This is a genomic window from Thermomicrobium sp. 4228-Ro (assembly GCF_026241205.1).
Taxonomy (GTDB): domain Bacteria; phylum Chloroflexota; class Chloroflexia; order Thermomicrobiales; family Thermomicrobiaceae; genus Thermomicrobium.
Window position 1 is genome coordinate 759,924 of record NZ_JAPFQM010000001.1, and the last position, 24,619, is coordinate 784,542.

General features: G+C 64.1%; 19 protein-coding genes, 1 pseudogene and 1 riboswitch. Of the genes and pseudogenes, 18 read left to right on the plus strand and 2 right to left on the minus strand.

Annotated features, from left to right (window positions below):
* The first annotated feature begins 4 nt into the window (after positions 1–4).
* The 15 genes and pseudogenes from OO015_RS03820 to OO015_RS03885 all read left to right on the plus strand — a co-directional run bounded on the left by OO015_RS03820 (position 5) and on the right by OO015_RS03885 (position 16,163).
* Complete coding sequence (locus OO015_RS03820; protein WP_265939906.1) at positions 5–865, plus strand: branched-chain amino acid ABC transporter permease; 861 nt, start codon at positions 5–7, stop codon at positions 863–865.
* Between the two features lie 13 nt (positions 866–878).
* On the plus strand, positions 879–1,925 hold the full coding sequence (locus tag OO015_RS03825) for a branched-chain amino acid ABC transporter permease (RefSeq protein WP_265939907.1): 1,047 nt from the start codon (positions 879–881) through the stop codon (positions 1,923–1,925).
* Positions 1,926–1,999: 74 nt separating this feature from the next.
* A pseudogene (locus OO015_RS14150) lies at positions 2,000–2,443 on the plus strand (ATP-binding cassette domain-containing protein); the annotation flags it as partial.
* 102 nt (positions 2,444–2,545) lie between these two features.
* Positions 2,546–2,701 carry a hypothetical protein gene (locus OO015_RS14155; protein ID WP_416236586.1) on the plus strand — a complete coding sequence of 52 codons (156 nt, stop codon included), beginning with the start codon at positions 2,546–2,548 and terminating at the stop codon, positions 2,699–2,701.
* Positions 2,685–3,401, plus strand: coding sequence for an ABC transporter ATP-binding protein (locus OO015_RS03835; protein WP_265939909.1), 717 nt, complete (start codon positions 2,685–2,687; stop codon positions 3,399–3,401). The genes OO015_RS14155 and OO015_RS03835 overlap by 17 nt, the downstream gene beginning before the upstream one ends.
* Before the next feature lie 101 nt (positions 3,402–3,502).
* Positions 3,503–4,495, plus strand: coding sequence for a PhnD/SsuA/transferrin family substrate-binding protein (locus OO015_RS03840; RefSeq protein ID WP_265939910.1), 993 nt, complete (start codon positions 3,503–3,505; stop codon positions 4,493–4,495).
* A gap of 303 nt (positions 4,496–4,798) precedes the next feature.
* Complete coding sequence (locus tag OO015_RS03845) at positions 4,799–5,518, plus strand: class II aldolase/adducin family protein (RefSeq protein ID WP_265939911.1); 720 nt, start codon at positions 4,799–4,801, stop codon at positions 5,516–5,518.
* 67 nt (positions 5,519–5,585) lie between these two features.
* Entirely contained in the window at positions 5,586–6,521 is a 936-nt protein-coding gene (locus OO015_RS03850) for an amidohydrolase family protein (protein WP_265939912.1), read from the plus strand.
* A 166-nt stretch (positions 6,522–6,687) separates the two neighbouring features.
* Positions 6,688–8,250, plus strand: a complete 1,563-nt coding sequence (locus OO015_RS03855) for a 4-hydroxyphenylacetate 3-hydroxylase N-terminal domain-containing protein (protein WP_265939913.1) — start codon at positions 6,688–6,690, stop codon at positions 8,248–8,250.
* A 36-nt stretch (positions 8,251–8,286) separates the two neighbouring features.
* Positions 8,287–9,315: a catechol 2,3-dioxygenase gene (locus tag OO015_RS03860; RefSeq protein WP_265939914.1), complete on the plus strand. Its 1,029-nt coding sequence runs from the start codon at positions 8,287–8,289 to the stop codon at positions 9,313–9,315.
* Positions 9,316–9,482: 167 nt separating this feature from the next.
* Positions 9,483–10,826 (plus strand): ABC transporter substrate-binding protein, encoded by a 1,344-nt coding sequence (locus OO015_RS03865; protein ID WP_265939915.1) that lies wholly within the window; start codon positions 9,483–9,485, stop codon positions 10,824–10,826.
* Positions 10,827–11,194: 368 nt separating this feature from the next.
* A complete protein-coding gene (locus tag OO015_RS03870) occupies positions 11,195–12,073 on the plus strand; it encodes a branched-chain amino acid ABC transporter permease (RefSeq protein ID WP_265939916.1) in 879 nt (292 codons plus the stop codon).
* A complete protein-coding gene (locus tag OO015_RS03875; RefSeq protein ID WP_265941014.1) occupies positions 12,073–13,848 on the plus strand; it encodes a branched-chain amino acid ABC transporter ATP-binding protein/permease in 1,776 nt (591 codons plus the stop codon). The genes OO015_RS03870 and OO015_RS03875 overlap by 1 nt, the downstream gene beginning before the upstream one ends.
* On the plus strand, positions 13,841–14,560 hold the full coding sequence (locus OO015_RS03880) for an ABC transporter ATP-binding protein (protein ID WP_416236587.1): 720 nt from the start codon (positions 13,841–13,843) through the stop codon (positions 14,558–14,560). The genes OO015_RS03875 and OO015_RS03880 overlap by 8 nt, the downstream gene beginning before the upstream one ends.
* 256 nt (positions 14,561–14,816) lie before the next feature.
* On the plus strand, positions 14,817–16,163 hold the full coding sequence (locus tag OO015_RS03885; RefSeq protein ID WP_265939918.1) for an ABC transporter substrate-binding protein: 1,347 nt from the start codon (positions 14,817–14,819) through the stop codon (positions 16,161–16,163).
* Positions 16,164–16,231: 68 nt separating this feature from the next.
* Here the strand turns inward: OO015_RS03885 and OO015_RS03890 are convergent, their stop codons facing one another.
* Both OO015_RS03890 and OO015_RS03895 read right to left on the minus strand, forming a co-directional pair.
* Positions 16,232–17,218, minus strand: coding sequence for a ribonucleotide-diphosphate reductase subunit beta (locus OO015_RS03890; protein WP_265939919.1), 987 nt, complete (start codon positions 17,216–17,218; stop codon positions 16,232–16,234).
* A 20-nt stretch (positions 17,219–17,238) separates the two neighbouring features.
* Complete coding sequence (locus OO015_RS03895) at positions 17,239–19,548, minus strand: ribonucleoside-diphosphate reductase subunit alpha (RefSeq protein WP_265939920.1); 2,310 nt, start codon at positions 19,546–19,548, stop codon at positions 17,239–17,241.
* Between the two features lie 155 nt (positions 19,549–19,703).
* A riboswitch (cobalamin riboswitch) is annotated at positions 19,704–19,893 on the minus strand.
* Between the two features lie 475 nt (positions 19,894–20,368).
* Here OO015_RS03895 and OO015_RS03900 point away from each other — a divergent pair.
* From OO015_RS03900 to OO015_RS03910, 3 genes are read left to right on the plus strand one after another with little or no spacing between them, the layout of a single operon-like run.
* Positions 20,369–21,670, plus strand: coding sequence for a glycosyltransferase (locus OO015_RS03900; protein ID WP_265939921.1), 1,302 nt, complete (start codon positions 20,369–20,371; stop codon positions 21,668–21,670).
* 19 nt (positions 21,671–21,689) lie between these two features.
* A complete protein-coding gene (locus OO015_RS03905) occupies positions 21,690–22,832 on the plus strand; it encodes a DNA double-strand break repair nuclease NurA (RefSeq protein WP_265939922.1) in 1,143 nt (380 codons plus the stop codon).
* Complete coding sequence (locus OO015_RS03910; RefSeq protein ID WP_265939923.1) at positions 22,829–24,613, plus strand: ATP-binding protein; 1,785 nt, start codon at positions 22,829–22,831, stop codon at positions 24,611–24,613. Before OO015_RS03905 ends, OO015_RS03910 begins: the two co-directional genes overlap by 4 nt.
* Positions 24,614–24,619: the final 6 nt, after the last annotated feature.

The following is a 24,619-nucleotide window of genomic DNA, read 5'->3' on the forward strand; positions in this document are numbered from 1 at the left end:
GTCTGTGCCGATCACTACTGCTAGCCTGGTCATCGGGCTCTCCTATGCCAGTTTGCTCTTCCTCGTATCGGTCGGCCTCTCGGTCGTGTTCGGCCTGATGCGCTTCGTGAACCTGGCGACTGGGTCACTCTATCTCATCGGCGGGTACGTGGCCTGGTCAGTCGCTCGTCGCACCAACAGCTTTGTCCTCGCGCTGATCGCAGGAGCACTCGCCGCGCTCGTTCTGGGCATTCTGATCGAACGCGGCTTCCTGCAACGCCTGCACCGGCAGGAACTCCTGCAGGTCGCCTTGACGCTCGGTATCGCCTACATCGTCCAGGACGTGACGCGCTGGGTCTGGGGCGGAGACCCGCTCCGCTTGCGTCCGCCCGCAGTCTTTCGTGGATCGATAGAGTTGTTCGGGTCGATCGTTCCGACTTACCGTGTCGCCTTGATCGGCATCGGGGCGAGCATGGCGATCGTGGTGTGGTATCTCCTCGAACGAACCAAGTGGGGTGCCTACGTCCGCGCTGGGGTCGATGACCTCGAGATGGTGGAATGCCTCGGTATCAATGCGCGTCGTGTGTTCGCTGTCGTCTTCGCGCTCGGCGCATTGCTCTGCGGGATCGGTGGAGCCCTCGGGACACCAGTTACCGGCGTCGCTCCTGGGACCGACATTCAGCTCCAGCTCATGGCGCTCATCGTGGTCGTGCTCGGCGGATTGGGCTCTGTCTCCGGTGCGATCATCGCGAGTATCGTGGTCGCGCTCGTCGATACGATGGTGCGGACATTCTGGCCAGAGGCTTCCTTCTTCGCCGTGTGGGCCCTTGCTGCCTTCGTCTTGATCATGCGCCCACAAGGACTGCTCGGCCGCGTCGCGTGGTAACAGGGGGCAGTGGATGAACGCGATCACGTTCGGCAAGCACTGGAAATCGGTGATCTTCGCGCTCCTTGCGCTCTTCCTCGTTCTCGCTCCAGCGATCCTGCCAACCTACCCAGTCAGTGTCTTGACGGAAATCATCATCTTCACGCTCTTCGCGATGTCGCTCAATATCCTGCTCGGCTACGGCGGGCTGCCTTCGCTCGGCCATTCCGCCTTTTTCGGGACTGGCGGCTATGCGGTCGGCTTGCTCGCCAAGTACTACGGCATTCCAGCCGCTCCGGCACTGTTCATCGCCGTGGTGGCGGGCATCATCGTTGCCCTGATCACCGGCCCCTTTGTCCTCCGAACGCACGGCGCATACTTCCTGATCCTCACGCTGTCGCTGACCCAGGTCCTGTTCGGTATCGTCTGGCTCTGGCGCAACGTCACAGGCGGCGACGATGGTCTCCCCGGTATTCCGATGGCGAAACTGCCCTTCCTGGCAGGGCGCGTGTCCGATACCGTCAACTTCTACTATCTCACGCTGCTCATCGTGGGCATCGCGATCGCGGCCATCGCCTGGATCCTCCGTTCACCCTTCGGGCTCGCCCTCGTCGGGATTCGGGAAAACGAGCGTTATCTCGAGGGGCTCGGCTATCCGACCTGGCGGATCAAGTACGTCGCCTATGCTCTAGCCGGGGGCTTTGGAGCACTGGCCGGCGGATTGTTCGCCTACTTCAAGGGATTCGTCGGACCCGGACAGCTCAGCTGGCTCCTCGCCGGCGAAGGGATGGTGATGGTCATCCTCGGCGGCGCTGGTACCTTCTGGGGACCGGCGGTCGGTGCGCTGCTCGTCTTGCTCCTGCGCTACGAGGTGAGTGCCTTCACCCAGCGGTGGGTCATGATCCTCGGTATCGTCTTCATTCTGAACGTCCTGCTGCTGCCGCAAGGGATCGTCCGTCTCCCGGAGCGCATCCGCGACGTCCGTGCACGGCTGCGTCGCGAAACGATACTCGTCCCGCCGATTCAGGAAGCCTCGGCTCCGGCAGAACGCTCTGTCGAGCGAGTCATCGAGAGGTCGTGACGATGACAACACCGGCACTGCGACTCGAGCATGTCAGCAAGGTCATCGGTGGGCTCACCATCCTGGAAGACATCTCGCTCACGGTCCAACCCGGCGAGCGGCGGGCCGTGATCGGGCCGAACGGCGCCGGAAAGACGACGCTCCTCAACGTGATCGCTGGTTTCCTCCCGGCAACACGGGGACGTGTCCTCGTCTTCGGTCGCGACGTGACCCGTTTGCCTGCTCATCGTCGCGTCGATGTCGGTCTTCTCAAGACGAACCAGCAGCCGGCCGTCTTCCAGGAACTCACGACCCGCCAAAATGTCCTGCTCGCGCTCTTGCGCGGCCGCCATCCCCTTCTGGGATTGGCCGGACTGGTCGAGCGCGACCGGGAGGTCCAGCGGCGAGCCGAGCAGGTGCTCGAGGAGTGGGGACTCCTCGACGTTGCCGACGTCGAAGTGAAGCATCTCCCGCACGGCTACCAGCGGCGCGTCGAGTTGGCTGCTCGCTTCGCGCTGCGTCCCAAGCTGCTGCTGCTCGACGAGCCGGCCGCTGGCCTCGCTGTCGACGAGATCCCGCCGTTCATCGAGCGGCTCAAGCAACTTCCGCGCGATATGACTATCGTGCTCGTCGAGCACAGTATGCGGGTCGTCTTCTCGTTCGCTGACCGGATCACGGTGTTGCACCACGGTGCCGTCCTCGCCGAAGGCACGCCCGAGGAAATCCAGGCCAACGAGGAAGTGCAAGCTGCCTATCTCGCAGGAGCGATGCGGGGGCGCGATGCTGGAGCTGCGTGATGTCTATGGTGGCTACGGTGAAGGCTTCGTCTTGAACGGCCTCTCTCTCACGGTGCAGGAAGGCCAGGTCGTCGGGCTCCTCGGCCGCAACGGTGCAGGCAAGACGACGACGATGCGTGCGATCATGGGCCTCTTGCCGCGGGTCGCCGGTGCGATCACGCTCCGCGGCGAGTCGTTGATCGGCTTGTCCCCGTACGTCATCTCGAGCAAAGGTGTGGCCCTCGTCCCGCAAGGCCGCCGGATTTTCCCCTCGCTCACTGTTACCGAAAATCTCCTGATCGGTGCCCGCACCCCTCGACCGGATCAGCGCGTTCGTTGGACGCTGGATGAGATCTATCAGCTCTTCCCAATCCTGAAAGAGCGCGGCAAGGTCCGCGGCACGCTCCTCAGCGGTGGCGAGCAACAGATGCTGACGATCGCCCGATCGCTCATGACTCAGCCGCTCGTGCTCCTCTGCGACGAGCCCTCCGAAGGCCTCGCACCCGTCATGGTCCAGCGCGTCGGGGAGATCCTGCAGCGGCTCAAGCAGGCTGGACTCTCCATCCTGCTCGCCGAGCAAAACCTCGATCTCGCTCTTTCGGTGATCGACGTGGCCTACATTATCGAGGAAGGGCGAGTCATTTGGCACGGGCCGAAGCAGGAACTTCTCGCCAACCGCGACCTGCAGGAAACCTACCTCGGCCTGCGCGTCGAGGTCTGACCGAGTGGCTCGCACCAGTACTGGCCTGCTGCGTTCGAAAGCAGCCAGACGATCGGCCATCGAAGGGTGTTCGGCAGAGGTCCGCGAAAGGACGGGACTCGGTGACGCGCCTGAGGCTCAGTTTCGCTGCAGCACCCTACGACCGGATCATGCCGTTGGTCGACGGACGCGTCTCGCCACGCGGCATCGAGTTGATCTACTTGCCGCAGGTCGTCGAGGAAACCTTCTGGCGAATGGCACGGTTCCAGGAGTACGACGTCGCGGAGTTTTCCCTCTCTTCTTATCTCATCGCCCGCGACCGGGGTGAACCACGCTTGACCGCGATACCTGTCTTCCCTTCGCGCATGTTCCGTCATTCAGCGATCTACGTGAATACGCGCACTGGTATCCGCCAACCACGTGACCTGATCGGTCGCCGCGTCGGCATTCCCGAGTACCAGCTCACGGCACTGCTGTGGGTGCGCGGCATTCTGGCCGACGACTACGGGGTACGCCCCGAGGATATCGAGTGGTATGTAGGGGGAGAGGAACGCGCCGGACGGCGCGAGAAGCTCCCGCTCGAACTTCCCTCCACCATTCGGCTGCATCCCATCCCGGAGGGGACGACGCTCAACGAGCTCCTCGTGAACGGTGCACTCGATGCGCTCATCGCCCCCCGGGCCCCCTCGTCCTTCCTGACCGGGCACCCAGCTGTGGCACGCCTCTTTCCGAATTACCGGGAAGTCGATGCCGACTACTATCGCCGGACGAGGATCTTTCCCATCATGCACGTCGTCGTGATTCGCGACGACATCCTGGAGCGCTACCCCTGGGTCGCCCGGAACCTCTACGAGGCATTCGAGCGGGCACGACAATTGGCGTTCGCCGAACTCCGGCAAACAGCTGCACTCGCGGCCATGCTGCCCTGGCTTCCGGCGGAACTGGAGCGAACCTGCGCCATTCTCGGCGATGAGTACTGGACGTACGGCGTCGACGCCAACCGGCACGTGCTGGAGACAGCCATCCGGTACGCAATCGAACAGGGGTTGATCCGCCAGCGTTTCACGGTGGAAGACCTCTTCGCCCCTTCCACCCTCGAAGAGTTCGTCATCTGAAGCCGGCGGAGATTCTCGCCCGGCCAGCCGCGGGGTACCGTCTCCTCCGCTCCCCAACCAGTTCGGCGTCGTGCTTCATGTCTCAAGTTTTCCGCTATACCGAACTGGCTGCTTGTTCCGCGCGCCATGACCCACTACGGTAGAACAGGAACGCCGATCCAGGCCAGGCAAACCGTGACGGGAGGAGAGCCATGCAGGGTTCGCGACGATGATTCCTGAGGACACTCGGGATCGGACGCGCACAGTTCCGGTTCACCCAGTCTTCCGTGATGCTGTAGTGGTACGCGCGTTCAGGAGCGATCGATGAGCGACCTGCGGGAAGTCGTCGCGCTCGGCTGCCGGATTCTCGCGCTGGAAGGGCAGGACGACTACATCTGGGGCCACGTTTCGGCCCGCGACCCGGACGGTCGCGGGGTGTGGATGAAGGCGAGCGGACTGTGGTTCGAGGAGGTTACGGCCGAAGACGTGCTCCTGGTCGGCTGGGACGGAACCGTCTTGGCCGGCTCGGGGAAACGACACTCGGAATACCCGATCCATACCGAGATCATGCGGGCTCGGCCAGATGTCCATGCGGTCGTCCACTCGCATCCGGTTCACGCCCTCGCCTTCGCTTCACGCGGCGTACCGCTCCGGCCGATCAGCCATGAGGTAACCGTCTTCGTACCACCGGATGTCCCGCGCTTCACGCTCACCGGCGATTTGATCACGACCGAGGAACTCGGTCGAGCGCTCGCCGAGGCGCTCGGTGATCGGCCAGCCATCTTCCTGGTACATCATGGGATCGTCACGGTCGGTCCCGATGTGCCCACAGCGGTCTTTCGCGCTTTGCTCCTGGAGCACGGGTGCCGGAAGCAGCTCTTGGCGATGGCAGCGGGAGGCCCGCAGACCTGGTCGAGCGACGAGGAGGCGCTGGTGAAGCGTCAGCACTGTTACAGCGCTCCGCAGGTGCACGCTGCCTGGGAACTGCTCGTTCGGCGTGTCCAGCGGCACGCTCAGCCATACCGAACCAGCCGCACGGGATGAGCCAGGCCGGCACAGAATGACAAACCGTCAGTGGATGTCTGTGGATGCGAAAGGAGTGCAACGCAGCATGATCGACTGTCACATCCATGCCATTCCCGAAGGCATGCTCGAATGGTTGCGCGCCAATGCCGAGCGCGCCCAGGCACGCTTCGAGCAGCGCGATGCGGCGAAGGCACCGTTCCTCGTCGTCGGCGGACGCTGGCCATTCGAACTCAAGCCCGTGTTCCACGACCGGGAGCTCTTCCTCCATCACCTCGACGCGGCCGGTGTCGAGCGAGTGCTCCTCTCGCCCATCCCCCAGCTGTTCTTCTACGAAGCCGACCCGGCACTGGCTTGCGAGGCGGCACGCGCCTACAACGAGGCCCTGCTCGCCTGGCGCGACGCTCATCCTGATCGGATCGAGCTCCTCGCGACCGTCCCGCTCGGGACGCCGGAGACAGCGGAACAAGAGCTCCGTTGGGCGATGGACCGCGGCATGCGCGGTGCGATCGTCGGACCGGGCGTGGGCGAAAAGCTCTTGAGCGACCCGGCGTTCGAACCCTTCTGGCAGGCAGCCAACGAGCGACAGGCGATCGTGTTCCTTCACCCGCTCCTGAGTCGCGATCCGCGGCTCGCGCGACCACAGCTGCCCAACCTGGCCGGCGTTCCCTGGGAGACGACGGTCGCCGCGATCGACCTCATCTTCGCGGGTGTACTCGACCGGTATCCCAGGGTCCGTATCCTGCTCGCGCATGGCGGTGGGTACCTCCCCTACCAGATCGGGAGACTGGACAAGGGCTACGAGGTCTGGGAAGTCATCCGGCGTCAACTGGCTGTGCCACCGAGCGAATATCTCCGGCGCTTCTGGTACGACACCGTCCTGTGGCGGCAGGAGACGCTCGCCTACCTGCGGGCTATCGTCGGGCCGGACCACATCGTCCCCGGCTCGGACTTTCCCTTCGACCTTTCCGTCTGGCCACCGGCGGCAGCACCGGAAGGAGAGCACACACTGTTTTCGGTATAAGTCGTTCGATTTAGCAGAAAGTTTTAGGCATCATCCTCGACATTTGTTCCAGTATTTTGAACACATGGATTGCAGCTCATACGGTCTTCGTGTTACATAGAGTACGAGCGAGAAGATTTTCGCCTGACTCTCCACCGCGAGCGTGCCAGACAGATAAGGAGGCGGCGTGGCCGATCGACCGTACACCGGTGCGGAATATCTCGAGAGCCTCCGCGACGGGCGCGAAGTCTACGTTTACGGTGAGCGTGTCAAAGACGTGACGACGCATCCGGCTTTCCGCAACGCGGCTCGGATGATCGCGCGGCTGTACGACGCGCTCCACGATCCAGAGCGACGACAGGTTCTGACGGTACCGACCGATACCGGTAATGGTGGCTGGACGCACCCGTTCTTCGTCGCCCCCAGGACTCCCGAGGACCTGCTCCGTGCCCGCGACGCGATCGCCGAGTGGGCCCGGATGACCTACGGGTGGATGGGACGAACACCGGACTACAAGGCCAGCTTTCTCGGCACCTTAGGCGCCAACACCGCCTTTTATGCTCCCTACGAAGAAAATGCGCGCCGCTGGTATTGCCTCGGGCAGGAACGTGTTCTTTACTGGAATCATGCCATCGTGCACCCGCCAGTCGACCGGAACCGCCCCCCACATGAAGTGGCGGACGTGTACGTCCATGTCGTGCGCGAGACCGATGCGGGGATCGTTGTGCGTGGGGCGAAGGTCGTCGCGACCGGCTCAGCGCTCACGCACCACAACTTCGTGGCGCACTATGCGACCCCGACCGTCGGCGGCCTCAAGGATCCACGCTTCGCGCTCGTCTTCTGTGTACCGATGGATGCTCCCGGGCTGAAACTGTTCAGTCGCCCGAGCTACGAGGCAGCGGCAGCGGTCATGGGCTCACCGTGGGACTACCCCTTGTCGAGTCGCCTCGACGAAAACGACGCGATCATGGTCTTCGACGACGTGCTCGTCCCCTGGGAAAATATCTTCGTCTACCAGGACGTCGAAAAGGCCGACGGCTTCTTCCCGGCCTCCGGTTTCATTCCACGCTTCGCTTTCCACGGTTGCACGCGCTTCGCGGTCAAGCTGGACTCCATCGCGGGAGTACTGCTCAAGGCCGTCGAGGCAGCCGGAACCAAAGACTTCCGGGGCGTGCAGGCACGCGTCGGCGAGGTGATCGCCTGGCGGAATCTCTTCTGGGCCCTCACCGAGGCGATGGCACGTGACCCGATCCCCTGGTGTGACGGCTACGTGTCACCCAAGATCGAATACGCCCAGGCCTATCGTGTCCTCGCGCCCACCGCCTGGTCACGCGTCCGGCAGATCATCCTGGACGATGTGGCGAGTTCTCTCGTCTATCTGCCGAGCCATGCGCTCGACCTCAAGAATCCGGTGGAGCGTGCCTACCTCGACAAGTACGTGCGCGGCTCCAATGGCTACGACGCGCACGACCGGATCAAGGTCATGAAACTCCTCTACGACGCGACGATCTCGGAGTTCGCGGGACGCCATGAGCTGTACGAGCGGAACTACGCCGGGAGTCACGAGGACACCCGGCTGCAGACGTTCCTGATCGCCGAGGCGACTGGTCTGGCGGAGCAGCTCCGCGAGTTCGCCGAGCAGTGCATGGCCGAGTACGACCTGGACGGCTGGACAGCACCGGATCTTCTCGACAACGAGGACGTCAGTTGGGTGCTCCAGCGAGTGCTCCGGCAGGCGACGGAGGCATGAGGAAGCCAGCGGTATCGACGGAGGGGAGGTGAACCCGTGACTGCTGCAGCGGACTACGGCTATATCTTCGACGTCGCACAGCTCGCGCACGTCGAGCTCCTGACGACCGACCTCGAGCGGTCGCTCTGGTTCTTCCGCGACCTGATCGGTATGGAGGAAGTCGCCCGGAAAGACGGCTCGGTCTACCTCCGGGCCTACGACGAGCGCTACCTCACCTCGCTCAAGTTGACGCCGTCAGAGACACCGGGACTGGGCCACGCAGCCTGGCGGGCACGCTCACCGCAGGCCCTCGAGCGGCGCGTCAAGGCGATCGAGGCGACCGGCCTCGGGCAAGGCTGGATCGACGGCGATGTCGGCCATGGTCCGGCGTACCGCTTCACCACTCCTGAAGGGCATCAGATGGAGATCTTCTGGGAGGTCGAGTGGTACCAGGCACCCGGTGATCTCCAGAGCCGCTTGCCCAATCGGCCACAAAAGCGGCCGAACCGCGGCGTACCCGTACGCCGGCTCGATCACATCAACCTGTTCGCGAAGGACGTCAAGCGCTGCGGGGACTTCATGATGGAGGCCCTCGGCTTCCAGCTCCGCGAGTACATCGAGGCGCGCGCTGGCGGGTACAAGGGCGTCTGGCTCTCGGTCAGTCCGCTGGTGCACGAGACCGCCTTCATGTACGACGAAGCCGGTCCGGGTGGGCGACTCCATCACATCTGTTACTGGTACGGGTACCCGCACCAACTGTGGGAGGTCGGCGACCTGTTCCGCGAGCACCACATCCATATCGAGCTCGGTCCGGCCAAGCACGGTATCACGCAGGCGATGCCGCTCTACGTCTACGAACCAGGCGGGAACCGTGTCGAACTGTTCGGCGATGTCGGATACCTAATCTTCGAGCCCGACTGGAAACCGATCCGCTGGACCGAAGACCATATCGAGCGTGCCGCCCAGGAAGGTGGGCTCCCCTGGCTCGGCGGCAGCTTCCCGCTCGAGTACTGGGTCTACGGAACACCGACGGTCGAGCAGGCGGCTCGGACAGCCCAGCCGGCCGCTCAGGCGCCAGCTGACTGAGCAGATCAGTGAGAGGAAGACGCTGAGCTCAGCGTCTTCCTCTCCGCCCCTCGCTCGTAGCTCGTATACAGGCTACAAGCCCGATGCGGGCAGGCTGTGGGTGTTCGAGAAGACGGTGCGATCGGAAACGCTGGAAACGGTTGTTGACGGATGTGAGGGAGAGACGAATGATGTACCGGTTCACGCGTCGCCAGGTTCTGTCGATCGCTGGAGCAGCCGGTTTGTCTGCGCTCCTCGCTGCCTGTGGCGGGAGCGAACCGACACCCACACCGGCCCCGCAACCGTCGCCGACTCCAGCAGCGTCCCAGCAACCGTCACCCACTCCAGCAGCGGCCACGTCTCCGGCACCCAGCACCTCGCCGACTGTGGCCGCGACCAAGCCGCAGAAGACGCTTCGCGTCGGTTTCGCGATCTCCAAGAGTGGTCCGTATGCAGCTGGCGCTGGCATCACGATCTATCCCAATTACGTGCTGTGGGCGAAGGACGTCAACGATGCAGGTGGCATCGAACTGGACGACGGCATCTACACGATCGAACTGATCGAGTACGACGACCAGAGCAGCCCGGAAGAGGCGATCAAGGCGATCCAGCGACTCGTCCAGCAGGACAAAGTCGACCTTCTGTTGCCGCCCTGGGGCACGGCGATGAACCTGGCTGTCGCTCCGGTCTTCCACCAGCTCGGCTATCCGCAGCTCGGTGTCGCGAACCTGAGCGACAAGACACCGGAACTCGTCAAGCAGTGGCCGGGATACTTCACCTTCCTCGGCACATCGAGCCAATACTCGGAGGCGATCGCTGACCTCCTGAACGATCTCGCTGCACAGGGCAAGATCGGCAAGAAGGTCGCGCTGATCCATGTCGACGACGAGTTCGGGCTGGAACTCTCGGCAGCGGCCCGGGAGAAGTTCCAGAAGACAGGCTTCGAACTCGTGTACGACCAGGGCTATCCGCTCGGTACGGCCGATTTCCAGCCGATTCTCACCGACATCAAGCAGCGGCAACCAGACGCCTTCGTTGCGTGCAGTTATCCGGCCGATACGCTCGCCCTGCCGCAGGCAGCGATGGTCCTCGACTTCAACCCGCCGGTCTTCCTGACTGCGGTCGGCACGGCATTTCCGATTTACCTGGGTCAGTTCGGAGACAACGCTGAAGGCGTCATGGGACTCGGTGGGATCAACCCGAAACAGCCGGGACTCATGGATTACTACAAGCGCCACAAGCAAGTGACAGGTCAGGACCCAGATCGCTGGGCGAGTCCGATCTGTTACGCCTCGCTCCAGGTTCTCCAACAGGCGCTCCAGCGTGTCGGCAAGGTCGACCGTCAAGCGATTACGAAAGAGATCGCTACCGGTTCGTTCGAGACGATCATCGGCACCATCAAGCTCGAGGGCAACATCTACTACGGCAACTGGTTGCTCGGGCAGTGGCGGAACGGCGAGTTCCTCGCCCTGTGGCCGAAAGAGAAGGCAGCGGCGAGTCCGGTCGTACCGAAGCCGTCCTGGAAGAAGTAGCGCGAGCGACGTGGAGCGAGAGAGGAGGAAGAAGGGCACTGCTTCCCTGGGGCATCCCGCTCGCATCCGGAGCGGGCGGGATGTCGCTTCCTCCTTCCCTCGTCCGCTGCTACGCGACGATACGACGACAGGCTGGCGATCGACCGTTTTTGCTGGCATTCCGCTCGCAGGCGGCCGATCCTGTCAGGAACGGCGTGCTGTTCCCATTCTCGATGGCCGCGATAACCGAAACTGATAACCGATTTCGCGATTCGTCTCTTGCGCACCCGTGCCGATCCGATTACAATCGGCTTGACAGCTAAACTTCCACCATTTTGCCGAACCGGACAAACTGGCCAGAGACCGCGGCCGATGGCAAGGGAGGGAGAATGACCTCGTTACTCGACGCTCTCGTCACCGGGCTCGTCTACGGTGGCGTGTATGCGCTGCTGGCCCTGGGTTTGACGCTCCAGTACGGCGTCGCGCGGATTCTCAACCTGGCCTACGGCGACTTCCTCATCGCCGCTGCCGTCTTCGCGACGCTCCTCTACCAGCGCTACCAGCTCAGTCCTCTCATCGCGCTGGTTCTGGTCGTGCCGATCAGTTTCTTCGTGCATCTCCTGGTCTACCACCTCGTGTTCGTGCAACTCGAGCGCCGGAGCGGTTCCTGGCGCGCGATGGAAGCCTCGAGCATCCTGCTCGCCTTCGGCCTCTCGTTCGTCGTCTCCGGGGCGATGCTCGCGGTGTTCGGTGGTCAGCTGTTCTCCTATTCGTATCTCCTCGTGCCGGTGCACATCCTCGGGAGCGTGGTACCAGCGAACCGGCTGCTCGCCTTCGTCCTCGCGCTGGTGTTCGGTGGACTCGCCTATCTCCTGCTGGTCCGCACGCGGATCGGGACAGCGATCCGCGCCATCGCGGTCGATCCGGACGGCGCCCCGCTCGCCGGCATCGACGTGCGGCGCTGGGCCGGCATCACGTTCGCGTTCGGCGGCATCATCTGTGCAGCCGGCGGTGTCCTCATCAGTATGTTCCAGACTTTCAATGTGCCGATGGGTGTGTCGTTTACCCTGAAAGCGCTCGTCGTCGTCATCATGGGTGGTGTCGGCAACGCTGTCGGGGCTTTGGTGGCAGGACTCATACTCGGCGTGACAGAATCGTTCGTCGCCCGCTATGTGAGTCCCGGTTTGACCCTCGCTGCCGTTTACGGGCTCTTCGTCCTCGCTGTTCTCACGATGCGCACAGGGATTCTCGGGAGGGCACTCCGGTGATGGCATCGTTCGCGCGCACGGCGGCTCTGCCACTACTCTTGATCCTGGCTGCACTCGTGCCGTTCACGAACAACGACTTCTATGTGGCGCTCGGCATCTCCATCCTGATGTACGCCACGCTCGCGACGACGTGGGGCATTTTCGCAGGTCCCACCAAGTACATCAGCCTGGCAACCGCTGCGTTCTTCGGTGTCGGTGCGTATACCGTCGGCCTTCTCTACGAGAAGGTGCCGATACTTCTCCTGTATCCGCTGGCCGCTCTCATCGGCGCGGCGCTCGCGACCTTCGTCGGCCTCACGACACTCCGTATCCAAGGGATGTACTTCACGATCTTCACCTTCGGCCTGGCCGAGCTGATCCGCCAGTTTATGACCTGGTACCAGCGGAACGTGAGCGGTTCGGTCGGTGTGTACATCTTGACGGATATCTCAGCTCGGCAGATTTACTGGAGCCTGACCGCACTCCTGGCCCTCACGCTGTTCGGGAGCTGGCTCTTGAGTCGGTCCCGCTGGGGACTCGCCCTCCTGATGATCGGTGAAGACGAGCTGGCTGCTCGCCATAGCGGTGTGCGCACCACTGCCGTCAAAGTGATCACCCTCGCGGCCACCTCGGCAGTGATGGCTGTGGTAGGTGCCATCGTCGCGCCACGCTGGACCTACCTCGACCCAGGTATCGCTTTCAATCCGACGCTCTCTTTCATGCCTGCCGTCATCGCCCTCCTCGGTGGCATGCAGCGGTTCTGGGGACCACTGGCCGGCGCCATTCCGCTCGTCATCCTGTTCGACCAGCTCAATGCCCGCTACCCGACCAGTTACACGTTGATTCTCGGCCTTCTCTTCATGGTCATCGTCTTCGTCCTCCCGGACGGTATTCTCGGCTTGCTCCCCAAGTTGCAGCGGCTGCGCGCTCCGGCCGCCACCTCAGTGGCACCGTCACCAGCCACCGGTAGGCTCAGCGAACCGGTCACGCCAGCTGCGTCAGCCCGCCAGGTGAGTCCCAGTGTCGACGGCACCAGTGGTGTCGTGACGACGCATCCCACCACCGGCACCACGGTGCTCGAGGTGCGTGACCTCCGCAAGACATTCGGCGGGATCATCGCCGTCGACGGTCTCTCGTTCGACATCCGCGAAGGGGAAGTGTTCGGCATCATCGGCCCCAACGGCTCGGGCAAAACGACCGTCCTGAACCTGATCTCGGGTGTCTATGAGCCGGATCGCGGCGACATCGTCTTTCTCAGCCGGCCGATCACCGGGAAACCACCGGAGGACATCGCTCGCCTCGGCATCGCGCGGACGTTCCAGCTCGTCCGCGTCTATCCGGCGCTCACGTGTCTGGATCACGTGATTCCCGCAGCCCTCTTCGGTGGCCATGCCCGGACACTCACGGAAGCGCGGGATCATGCTGTGCACATCCTCGAGGAGCTGGGCATGGGCGAATTCCTGCATGTCCCGGCCGGTCAGCTCAATTTCATCGATCAGAAGCGACTCGAACTGGCCCGCGCGCTCGCCCTCCGTCCCAAGCTGCTGCTGCTCGACGAGTGGCTCGCCGGCCTCAATCCCTCGGAAATGGCCATCGGCATGGAACTCATCGAGTCGCTGCGCGGCCGTGGCATGACCATCGTCCTGATCGAGCATTTGATGCAAGCGGTGCGCCGGCTCTGTGACCGCTGCATCGTCATGAGCTTCGGCCAGAAGATCGCCGAAGGTGTCCCCGACGACGTGTTGCGGGATCCGGAAGTCGTTCGCGTCTACCTCGGAGAGGCTGATGATGCTTGAGATCCGCGAACTCACTGTCCACTACGGGTTGCACGAAGCGCTACACGAGGTCTCGCTCGCCGTCGCACCGGGGGAAATCGTCGTCGTGCTGGGGGCGAACGGCGCCGGGAAGTCGACGCTCCTCAAGGCGATGATGGGTATGCTGCGACCGACGCACGGCCATGCCACCCTTGACGGACTCGATCTCACCAGCCTGATCCGGCGCCGCCTGACGCACCAGATCGTCGAGCAGGGACTGGTGCTTGTCCCGGAACGCGGTGGGACATTCACCGACCTCACCGTCCAGGAGAACCTGACACTCGGTGCCTTCCCACGGCGCGCGCGAGCGCGCGAGGGCGAATTGCGGGAGTTCGCACTTGAACTGTTCCCGCGCCTCAAGGAGCGCCTCCACCAGCGGGTGGGGACGATGAGCGGCGGCGAGCAGCGGATGGTCGCAGTGGCGCGCGCGTTGCTTTCGGCACCCCGGTTCCTCCTTCTGGACGAGCCGACGCTCGGCCTCGCCCCGGTGCTCGCCAAGCAACTTCTTCGGGTGCTCCCGCAGATCGCCGCCGAGGGAATCGGCATTCTGCTCGTCGAGCAGAACGCCCAGCTGAGTCTTTCGGTCGCCCAGCGCGGCGCGGTATTGAGCAATGGCCACCTCGTCCATGCGGCGAGCGCGGCCGAACTGCGCGACGATCCCGCAGTCCGCGCTGCCTATCTCGGGAGCGAGTGAGCCCGTTCCACAGCGGATCGCATTGCGTTCAGCATATCGGAACGCCTGGTTGCAGCCACGACGGTTTTCCTTTAAACTGTACTGCAAGTAGCACAGTGTATCTCCTGAACTCACCACTCTGCCGAATGAGTGGTATAGGCACCCGTGCAGCCTATGTTCCGAGAGGGGGTGTCGAAAGGCACATTCGAAACCTGCTCAGCGAACTCCGCGTGGTAGCTCTGGGGTGTGATGCGACTCGAATGGGGAGGAGAAGATCATGCGTGTTTCGCGACGGCACTTTCTCGTGACAGCTGCAGCGTTCGGAGTGTCTGCGCTGCTCGCTGCCTGCGGTGGCGGTGGTGCGACTCCGACACCAGCGCCGCAACCGACTCCCACGACTGCTCCCAGTGGTCAGCAACCCGCAGCCAGCCTGACGCCGGGCACCGCACCCGCGGCATCCCCCACCGTCGTCTCGACCCAGCCGACCAAGACGCTCCGCTTTGGATGTGCGGTTTCGCTCAGCGGGCCGTTGGCGGCTGGTGCCGACGTCACGATCGTCGCCAGTTACAAGCTCTGGCAGAAGGACGTCAACGACGCGGGTGGCATCCAACTCAGTGATGGCCGCTACATGATCGACATTATCTGGGCCGACGACCAGAGCAATCCGGAAGAGTGCATCCGCCAGACCCAGCGCCTGATCACGCAGGAGAAGGTCGATTTCCTGATTCCTCCCTATTCCACCGGTATCAATCACGCTGTGGCACCGATCTACCACCAGAACGGGTATCCGCAGGCCGCAGTGGCGACCTGGGTGACAGCCGAAGACGCAAAGCGGTTCCCCTATTTCTTCAGTTTCCTCGGTAATCCCGATGTCTATGCGGTCGACGGCATCGTCGGCCTGCTCAAGTACCTGAACGGACAGGGCAAGATCGGTAAGCGCGTTGCCATGCCGTACGTTGACGCCGAGTTCGCGCTCGACTTCGTCAAGCCGCTGCGCCCGGCGCTCAAGGACGCCGGCTTCGAAATCGTCTACGACCAGGGTTATCCACAGGACGTCAGCGACCTCCAGTCGGTCGTCACCGAAATCATGCGCCTCGAGCCGGATGCAGTCGTCGGGATCACCTATCCGAACGACACGATGCTCTACGTCCCACCGATGAAGGTGCTCGGCTTCAACCCGCCGATGCTGTTCCTCGCCAACGGCCCGAACTACTACTTCTTCTACGGAACCTACGGCGACGATGCCGAGGGAGTCATGGGCCTCGGCGGTATCGACGTTCGGAACAAGCAGATCGTCGATCTCTACAAGCGCTTCGCTGAGTTCAACGGCAAGGAGGCCGACCGCTGGGGCGGACATGTCTACTATATGGTCGGCCAGGTGATCCAGCAAGCGTTCGAGCGCGTCGGGAAGGTGGATCGCAAGGCGATCGGCGAGGAGATCAAGAACGGCACCTTCGACACAGTCATGGGGCCGGTCAAGCTCACCAACAACGTCTTCCTCGGGCACTGGCTGATCGGCCAGTGGCAACGTCAGCCGGACGGCAAGCTCGAGTACGTGGCGGTCATGCCACGTGACCGGGCTGGAGCCGAGCCGATGGTCCCCAAGCCCAACTGGAAGAGCTGATCGGTGCAGGTACGGGGAACCGGGGGGCGGGTACCGTCCCCCGGTCCCCTCTCGCCTGTTCCGGCGCTTCACGCCCGCTCGCGGCCGACCTCGTAGTGCACGTTCCGCGCCTCGAAGAAGTTGACGATCTCCGGTACGTCGATCTGTGTCACCATCCAACGCAGCGGATTGGGATCGCCGAACGCGACCGGCAACCCCAGCTCTTCCAGGCGCCGGTCAGCGATGTACCGGACATACCCGTTGAGCGATTCGGCATCCAGGCCGATCAGCGGTCGCGGCAGGACAGCCCTGTTATACGCTTCCTCGAGACGCACCGCCTCGAGAATCAGCTCGCGCACCTCGTGACCGAACTCCGGTGTCATCAGCTCGGGATGTTCCTCGAGGATCGTCGTGATGAGGTGGATACCGAACGAGAGGTGCAACGACTCGTCCTTGAGTACCCAATCGACGATGCTGCACAACCCGCGCAAGAGATTGCGCTGGCGGAAGGCCAAGGCCAGAGCGAACCCCGAATAGAAGAAGATCCCTTCCAGGACGACGAAGTACCCGACGAGATTGCGCACCAGTCGCTGCAACCCGTCGACCGTCTCGACCTCCGGCGCTACGAGCCAGGCCTCGGTCAGGCGCCGCTGGAACGCCTCCTTCGCTGCCACCGCAGGATGGTCGAGGTGCAATCCGAACACGCGCTGCCGGTCGACCGGCAAGGTCTTGATGACGTATTCGAACGCCATGACATGGTTCGCTTCCTCCCATGCCTGCCGAGCGAGATAGAGACGGGCTTCCGGCGCGGTGACGACCCGGTACAGACTGAGGAGCAGGTTGGTCGTCACCAATGACTCCATCGGATTGAAAAAGCCGAGGAACATTTCGACCGCGCGCTTTTCCTCGTCTGTCAACCGCTCGTGCCAGTCACGCACGTCGTCGTGGAGCGGTACTTCCTCCGGGAACCAGGTGTTGTGCTTGGCCTGCTGCACGTGCGCATACGCCCAGGGGTGACTGAGCGGGAATAGCTCGACTGCTGCCAGCGGGTCACCGCCGAGGAGTTTCCGTCCCATCACCTTCCTCCGTCCCGAGGCTATTGGCAACTCTCGCAACTGCTGTCGAGGCCACAAGCTGCACCCGCCTGGGCCAGAACCTCCTGCTCAGCCAGCTGTACCCACTGTGGCCGACGGCGCGCCTTGTTCACCGCAACCGTCGACTGCTCCACCTCCATCCGTGGCCGGACGAAGCAGTAGTAGGTACTCTTGAGGCCCTTCCACCAGGCAGTGAGATAGACAGCGCTCAGTTGGCCGGGTCGATCGGCTGCGTGGTAGAGGTTGCGGCTCACCCCCATGTCGACCCACTTCTGCACCCGGGCAGCCACCTCGATGGAGGCCTCCGGCGGGATCTGGTACGCGGTCGGGAAGCGTTCGACGAGATCCGGCGGGCAATCCGGAACGGCGCGGAGATCACCGCGTGCGGCGATCAGATCCGGGAGGAGCCGCTCCCACAGTTCCCGACGCTGCAACTCCTCGACGAGCACCGGATTGACTTCGAGGAACTTGCCGGACAGCGTCTGGCGGCTGAAGACGTTCGCATAGTACGGATCCAGGCTCGGCGTCGTGCCTGCGATCAGGGCGATCGTCGCCGTCGGTGCGATCGCCATGACGGCCCCGTTCCGCATCCCCTGTCGCACCCGTTCCCGCAGACTTTCCCAGTCGAGTGTCGACGAACGATCGACGTCTACCGGGAAACCGCGCTCCCGTGCCAACTCCTCGAGCGTATCGATCGGCAGGACACCGTCCGCCCAGCGGGAACGGGCGAAGTTCGGGAACGCACCGCGCTCCTCAGCGAGCTGGGTGCTGGTCAGGATCGCGTGATAGCTCAGGAACTCGGCGATCCGATCGGCCAGTTCCGCTGCTCGCGGATCGGCGTAGGAGAGACCGCGGCGGGCCAGCAACTCGGCGAATCCCATGAGCCCCAGCCCCACCGGGCGGTTCCGCTGGTTGGCTCGCGCTGCCCGCTCGGACGGATAGAGGTTCAGGTCGATGACGTTGTCGAGTGCCCGCACGGCCAGCCGTACTGTCTCGGCGAGCTTGTCCCAGTCCAACTGGCCGTCCGGCGTGCAGTGCCGCGCCAGATTGACACTCCCGAGGTTGCAGACGGCGACTTCCTCACGGTTGGTGGGGAGAAAAATCTCGGTGCAGAGGTTGCTCGAATGAATGGTGCCCACACCACGGAGCTGCGAGCGGAGATTCCCGGCGTCCTTGAAGGTGATCCACGGGTGGCCCGTCTCCATGAGGCTCGCCAGGATGGCCAGCCACAGTTCACGAGCTGGCAGACGACGCCAGGCCCGCCGGGGCAGGAGACCAGCCTCGGCCTGGGCGCAGAGGTCGCGATAGCGCCGCGTGAACTCCTGTCCGTACAGGTCAGGCAGCTCCGGGGCGATCACTGGGTCGAAGAGGTACCAATACTCGTCGGTTTCCACACGCCGGAGGAACTCGTCGGGGATCCAGAGCGCGGTATTCAGCTGGTGCGTCCGCCGATACGGATCGCCGGCGTTACGGCGCAGATCGAGGAACGCTTCGACCTCGAGGTGCCACGGCTCCAGGTAGACGCACATCGTCCCGCGCCGCCGTCCGCCCTGGCTGATCGACGCGATCAGCGCATCGTAGAGGTGCAGGAACGGGATGAGACCGCCGCTCGTCCCGTTGATGCCGCGCACCGGCGCACCGACCGCGCGGATGCGACTGACCGCTGCGCCGATCCCGCCCGCGTATTTGGCCAGCATCCCGAATTCAGACGCCGAGCCCAGGATGCTCTCCAGACTGTCCTCGACGTCGGCCAGGTAGCACGAGGCCAGCTGGTGATGCGGCGTTCCGGCGTTGAAGAGCGTCGGTGTACTCGGCAAGTAGCGCAGGCTGCTCAGGAGGTCGTACCAGCGGAGCGCCCAGGCCGTCCGCGTCTCCGGCGGCTCGGCGAGCGCCAGTCCCATCGCGACGCGCATGAAGAGTGCCTGGGGACGTTCCAGGATCTGCCGGGTTTCAGGGTCTCGGACGAGGTACCGGTCAGCTAGCGTCACCAACGCGCTGTACCCGAGCAGCCGGTCACGTGCCGGGTCGAGCGCCCTCGCCAGCTGCGCCAGATCGAACTCGCGCAACCGGGGATCGAGTGCACCGCAGGCGATGCCGCCCTCGAGGAAACGACGGAAGTGCTCCGGATAGGGCAAGACCTGGCCGTCATCGGCCTCGTCCGTGACCAGCGTGAGCAGCAATGCAGCCGCTTCGCGCTCCGCCTCCGGGCGTTCGGGAAGCTGCTGGAGCGCTGCCAGGATCCGCGCTTCCAGAGCGGCGCGTCGATCACCACGGTGTCGCAGGTCGAGCGTGCTGGAAAGAGCTGTTACCATCGCGTACCACCCTCCGCATCCACATCGCTCGCGTCCGGGTGCGAGGGCGGAACGCGACGGACACGGTGCTCCCCCGGGTCCGAGCACCTAGCCAGGAACCGCTGGCCGAGCGGCTCCACACGTCGCTCCGGCCCGCACCCACCCGCGAGGCGCGGAACCACTCTCCTGGGACGGGTCGGTCTTCGGGCTCGCGGATCGTCCTACTCGCTGCGCCTTCCCAGCAGGTGTGCCGCCAGTGGCTTTCCTGATCCTTGCGACCAGGTGCAGCGTTCGTCCCCGCTCACCGCTGCGGGGCAGCGCCGGATTCGCACCGGACTTCCCGGCACCCGTCCCGATAACCACGAGATCTTGTTGTGCCCTCATATCGGCACTACTAGATCTCGTGGTCTCACCGAGAGTGTACGGACGAACAGGCTGGCTGACAAGATGTTCCAGGGAGGCACAGCCGCCGCGGTCGGGCATTCCGCTCTGCGAACCGGCGGGTTGCGAGCTGGATGCTGCACGTCTCTGGTGCCGGATCACGCGGGCGGATACGGCCTCGTTGCACACGGTGATCGCGCCGTTCCCGCTCGCGAGGAGCAGCGCTGCCCGTTGTCGGCCTCCTGCCCGGGTACAGCACCGTACTCGCCCCGGCGACACGCGCATCGCCCACCGGGTCGTGCGCGCCCGCGACCGGTGGAGGCCTCTGGTCACCCACACCCGTGCGGATACACCAGCCGGCTCGCGTCGCGTGCCTCTGCCGGTGCGACGAGACATGGACGGCACGATCCTGCTAAGATGACGGTAACTCTCGAAGTCGAGCAAGCGATGGAGGAGGACGATGAGTCAGCCGACAGTTGTCTTCTTTCCCGAAGGCGCCTATGGGCCGACGAACAACTGCATCGGGATCGGGCGAGCGCTCCAGGAACTGGGCATCCGCGTCGTTTTCGTTGTCGAAGAGTCGTTCGCTGGGACACTCGAAGCCAAGGGGTTCGAGGAACGCCTCATGCGGCTCACGCCACCGCCGGAGCAACCAGAGGAGCCAGGGCAGTTCTGGAAAGATTTCATCGCGAACACCGCCCCGCACTTTCGGGAGAGTACGTTCGAACAGATCCGGACGCTGATCGCCCCGATCTGGGAATCGTTGATCGACGGCGCACTCTACGTCGAGCCACGCCTTCGCGAGATCTTCGCTGAACTCCAGCCTGACGTCATCGTCGTGGACAACGTCGTCGCGTTTCCGGCAGTCGTGACCGCCGGCGTCCCCTGGGTCCGCATCGTCTCCTGCAACCCGCTCGAACTACCCGATCCGGACCTCCCGCCGGCGCTGAGCGGGCTACCGACCGGTGATCGCTCGCAGTGGGAGGCATGGCGCACCGAGTACTGGGCAACGGTCGGTCCGCTCCACGCGAAACTCGATGCGTTCTGTCGCGAGCAGGGCGCACCGCCGCTCCCTCCACGCGAGTTCATCTGGGAGAGTCCGTGGTTGAACCTCTACCTCTACCCCGCTGAACTCGACTACCAGCGGTCTCGCCCGCTCGCACCCACGTGGCACCGGATCGATTCCTCGGTGCGCGATACCGAACCGCCCTTCGAACTGCTCGAGCACCTCCGTGATCCGAGACCACTGCTCTACGTGAGTTTGGGCAGTCTCGGTTCGGCCGAGCCGGAACTCATGGGCCGGTTGGTCGATCTGCTCGGCCGTACCGACTACCGGGCGATCGTCAGCCTCGGCCCCCAGAAAGGGAGGCTCACGCTGCCCGAGAACGTGTGGGGTGACGAGTACCTCCCGCAACCGTCTCTCCTGCCACTGGTCGACGCCGTCATCACCCACGGTGGCAACAACACGACGACGGAATGCATGCACTTCGGCAAGCCGATGCTCGTCCTCCCGCTCTTTTGGGACCAGCACGACAACGCCCAGCGCGTCCAGGAATGCGGCTTCGGCTACCGCTTCCACCCGTACCGGTTCTCCGACGGCGACTTCTTCCGCGCCCTGCGCGACCTGCTCACCGACGAAGAGCGCAAAGGACGGTTGGCCGCAGCGAGCGCACGCATTCAGGCAGCCGATGGCCGTCGCCGGGCGGCCAGGTTGATCGCCGAACTCGCTCGCACCGAGCAGCCAGTGTTCCGAACCGACTGACCTGCCACGAGGCCGGGCGATGGTGGACACCTTCGTCGACCTTCCAGCAGCACTGGTCGAGGAGCTCCTCGGGAAGACGCCGGTACTCAGCCGCACCGTCGTCGCCCAGCTCGCCGCTCGTCGAGCGCAGCGCGAGCGCTTGCGGGAGTGCTTGTCTGCTCGCGGCCTGCTCGGCGCCATCAGCGAGCTCCCGAGCGTTCCCACGGGGACGAGTTGCGGTATCGATGGGTCGGTCGCTGTCGAGCGGCTGCTGGCGCACGACTTGCTCGTCGCTGGTGCGCTCGCTGTCGAGGGGCTGACACCACCCTCGAACGAGCGACACTGGCCCGAGCCGCGCCATGAACTCTGGGTCGAGCTCGAACCACACGCCGATGCCAACGATGTCGTGGCGCGGGGTGTCATGGCAGCGCTCGAGGTCGAACTCGCGACCCGCGCGCCGCACGATGTAGTCTTCCTGGACGGTTCGCTCGCAACACCGCTCATCGCGTTCGATCAGGCGTTACGCGCGATCGCCGAGTTTTCCGAACCGACCCCGAGCAGCCGGTTCTTCCTGACGCGCTTGCCAGAGTGGCTCGCAGCCCTGCTCCGCATCCTCGAAGCCCAGTCCCCTCAGCAATGCTGGATCGGCATACCGAAATACACGTCGCGCCGCGAGATCGCCAGCATGCTCGGTGTCGACGACCCGATCGACGATCGCGCGCTCCTCACAGCTCTCCTCGACGAAGGGGAGTTCACGCGCCCCGTTCCGCTGCACGCACGTCGACCGCATGGGTTCGGGATCGCGCTCTTCCCGCCGGAGCAACGGGCGACGGTGAGCACACTCGTGGCACGCCTGCTCGCGGTCGTCACCGAGTTGCGGGTCATCTACGTGCGCCCGCACCGCTGGCTCCCGGCGCTCCGGCTGGAACTCCACCAGACGATCGCCAGCGATCCGCAGCGGCTCGCTCGCGTCCTCGAGGTGGTCCGTTTTCAGTGCGCGCGGGGAGCACTCGTCGAGCCCTTCCCGCTGTTCCTGGCCGATCGGATGGTACGGCACCTGCGACGCGCGACGCGGACGCTGCGGCATGCGATCCGCGAAGCAGCGGCCCGCGAGTACCCGCTCCTCGAGGATGTCTTCGTCATGCTCGAGAGCTATCGGAGCGAAGGGTATCGCACACCATGAACGACGACTCGCTCCTTCTCGACGATAGCCTCGAACCGATCGGCGTCGTCGGTTCTCCCTCGTCGACGGGACACATCACGCTCGAGTTACTCGGCTCCGCGACACGCCGCAAGCTGGTCGGCGAGCTCGTCTTGCTGCCGTTCACCCAGGACGGCATCAGACACTATGCTCTCGGGCAGATTACCGAAGTCGTGCTCCGCAACGTCTGGCACGAAGATCCGACGATCCGGAGTCTCGTCCGGCAGCGCGGTCGCATCGACGCGGTGAGCGAGCGACAAGATACCCACCAGGGGATGCTCGAGATCAGCGCGGTGTTCGCGGTAGAGCGGGACCACATCCGACCCGGTGTCCTGGGTACCGTGCCACCGACGGGTACACCGATCTACGCGGTCAGCGACGAGGTGCTGGATCGGCTCTTACGTCACGCGCAGGCGGACTTGTTCTATCTCGGCCGCGTCTACGGTTCAGGGCCGAAGCTTCCGCTCTGGTTCAAGCATTTCGGCATCGGTCCAGGTGGCGCTGGCGAGGCTTATCACATCGGTATCTTCGGCAAGACCGGCTCGGGAAAGTCGGTTCTCGCCAAGATGCTGCTGGTCGCCTACGCACGGCATCGCCCGATGGCCATACTGGTCATCGATCCACAGGGCGAGTTCAGCAAGGATCTGCGCGGCCAACCTGCGCCGGGCGGTTTCGCGTTGCCGCTCCGCGCGGTGCTCGAGGAGGCTCTCGGCCGAATCGTCGTCGTCCTGTCGGTCCGGGACCTCGTCCTCGACACGTGGGAACTCTTCGAGGAACTCCTGACCACGTCGCAACTCTTCGACAAGCTCTCGTTCGGTGCTGCGGAGAATCGGCAGCTGGCGGCTCGCGAGATCGTGCAGCGGTTGCGCAAGCACGGCCTGACGCTCGAGAGCATGCATGACCGCCACGCATTCGACCGCGCCTGGGAGACGTTGTGCGATCCGAACGTCCAGCGCATCTTCTACCGCTCGGAGCCAGCACGAGCCCGCCTGCAATGGATGATCCAGCGTGCCGACCCTGCTGCGCTCTATAGCGAGCACTGGCGACCGCTCGGCCTCTTGTTCAGCGAGCGCAACAATCCACGAGCCCGCACGATCGAGCGGACGCTGCGCGGGCTCTTCCGGCCACAGGATCGGCTGATCATCGCCTTGAACCTTTCCGGCAGCGAGGCCGGCTCGCCCAGCCAAACGCCAGTGCTGTGGAACGAGACCATCCAGGAGATCGTCATCCGCCGGCTGCTCGAAGGCATCCGGGCAGCAGCCGAGCACGCCTACCAGCAGTCGGAGAATCTCAATACGCTGATCCTCATCGACGAGGCACACCGCCTCGCACCCGCCGGCTACCTCGAACCGAACTCGGTCCGTGCCCAGATACGCGACCTCCTCAAGGACGCCGTGCGCACGACGCGGAAATACGGAGTCGGCTGGTTGGTCATCAGCCAGACCCTGGCCAGCCTGCACCCCGAGATCATCTCGCAACTCCGCATCGCCTTTTTCGGCTATGGCCTCGGCCTCGGGCAGGAATACCGCGCGCTCGAGAGCTTCGCGGGCGGCGACGAGCACGCGCTCGCGCTCTACCGGCTCTTCCGCGACCCCCACTCGAGTTTCGATCCCACCAGCCGCGTCTATTCCTTCATGACGGTCGGGCCAGTCTCACCGCTCTCGTTCGCCGGCACACCGCTCTTCTTCAATGCGTTCACCGACGTGGCGGAGTTTCTCGCGGCCAACCGGCTCGCGCTCTCCCTGCCGACCGCTGCACCGTAGACGCAC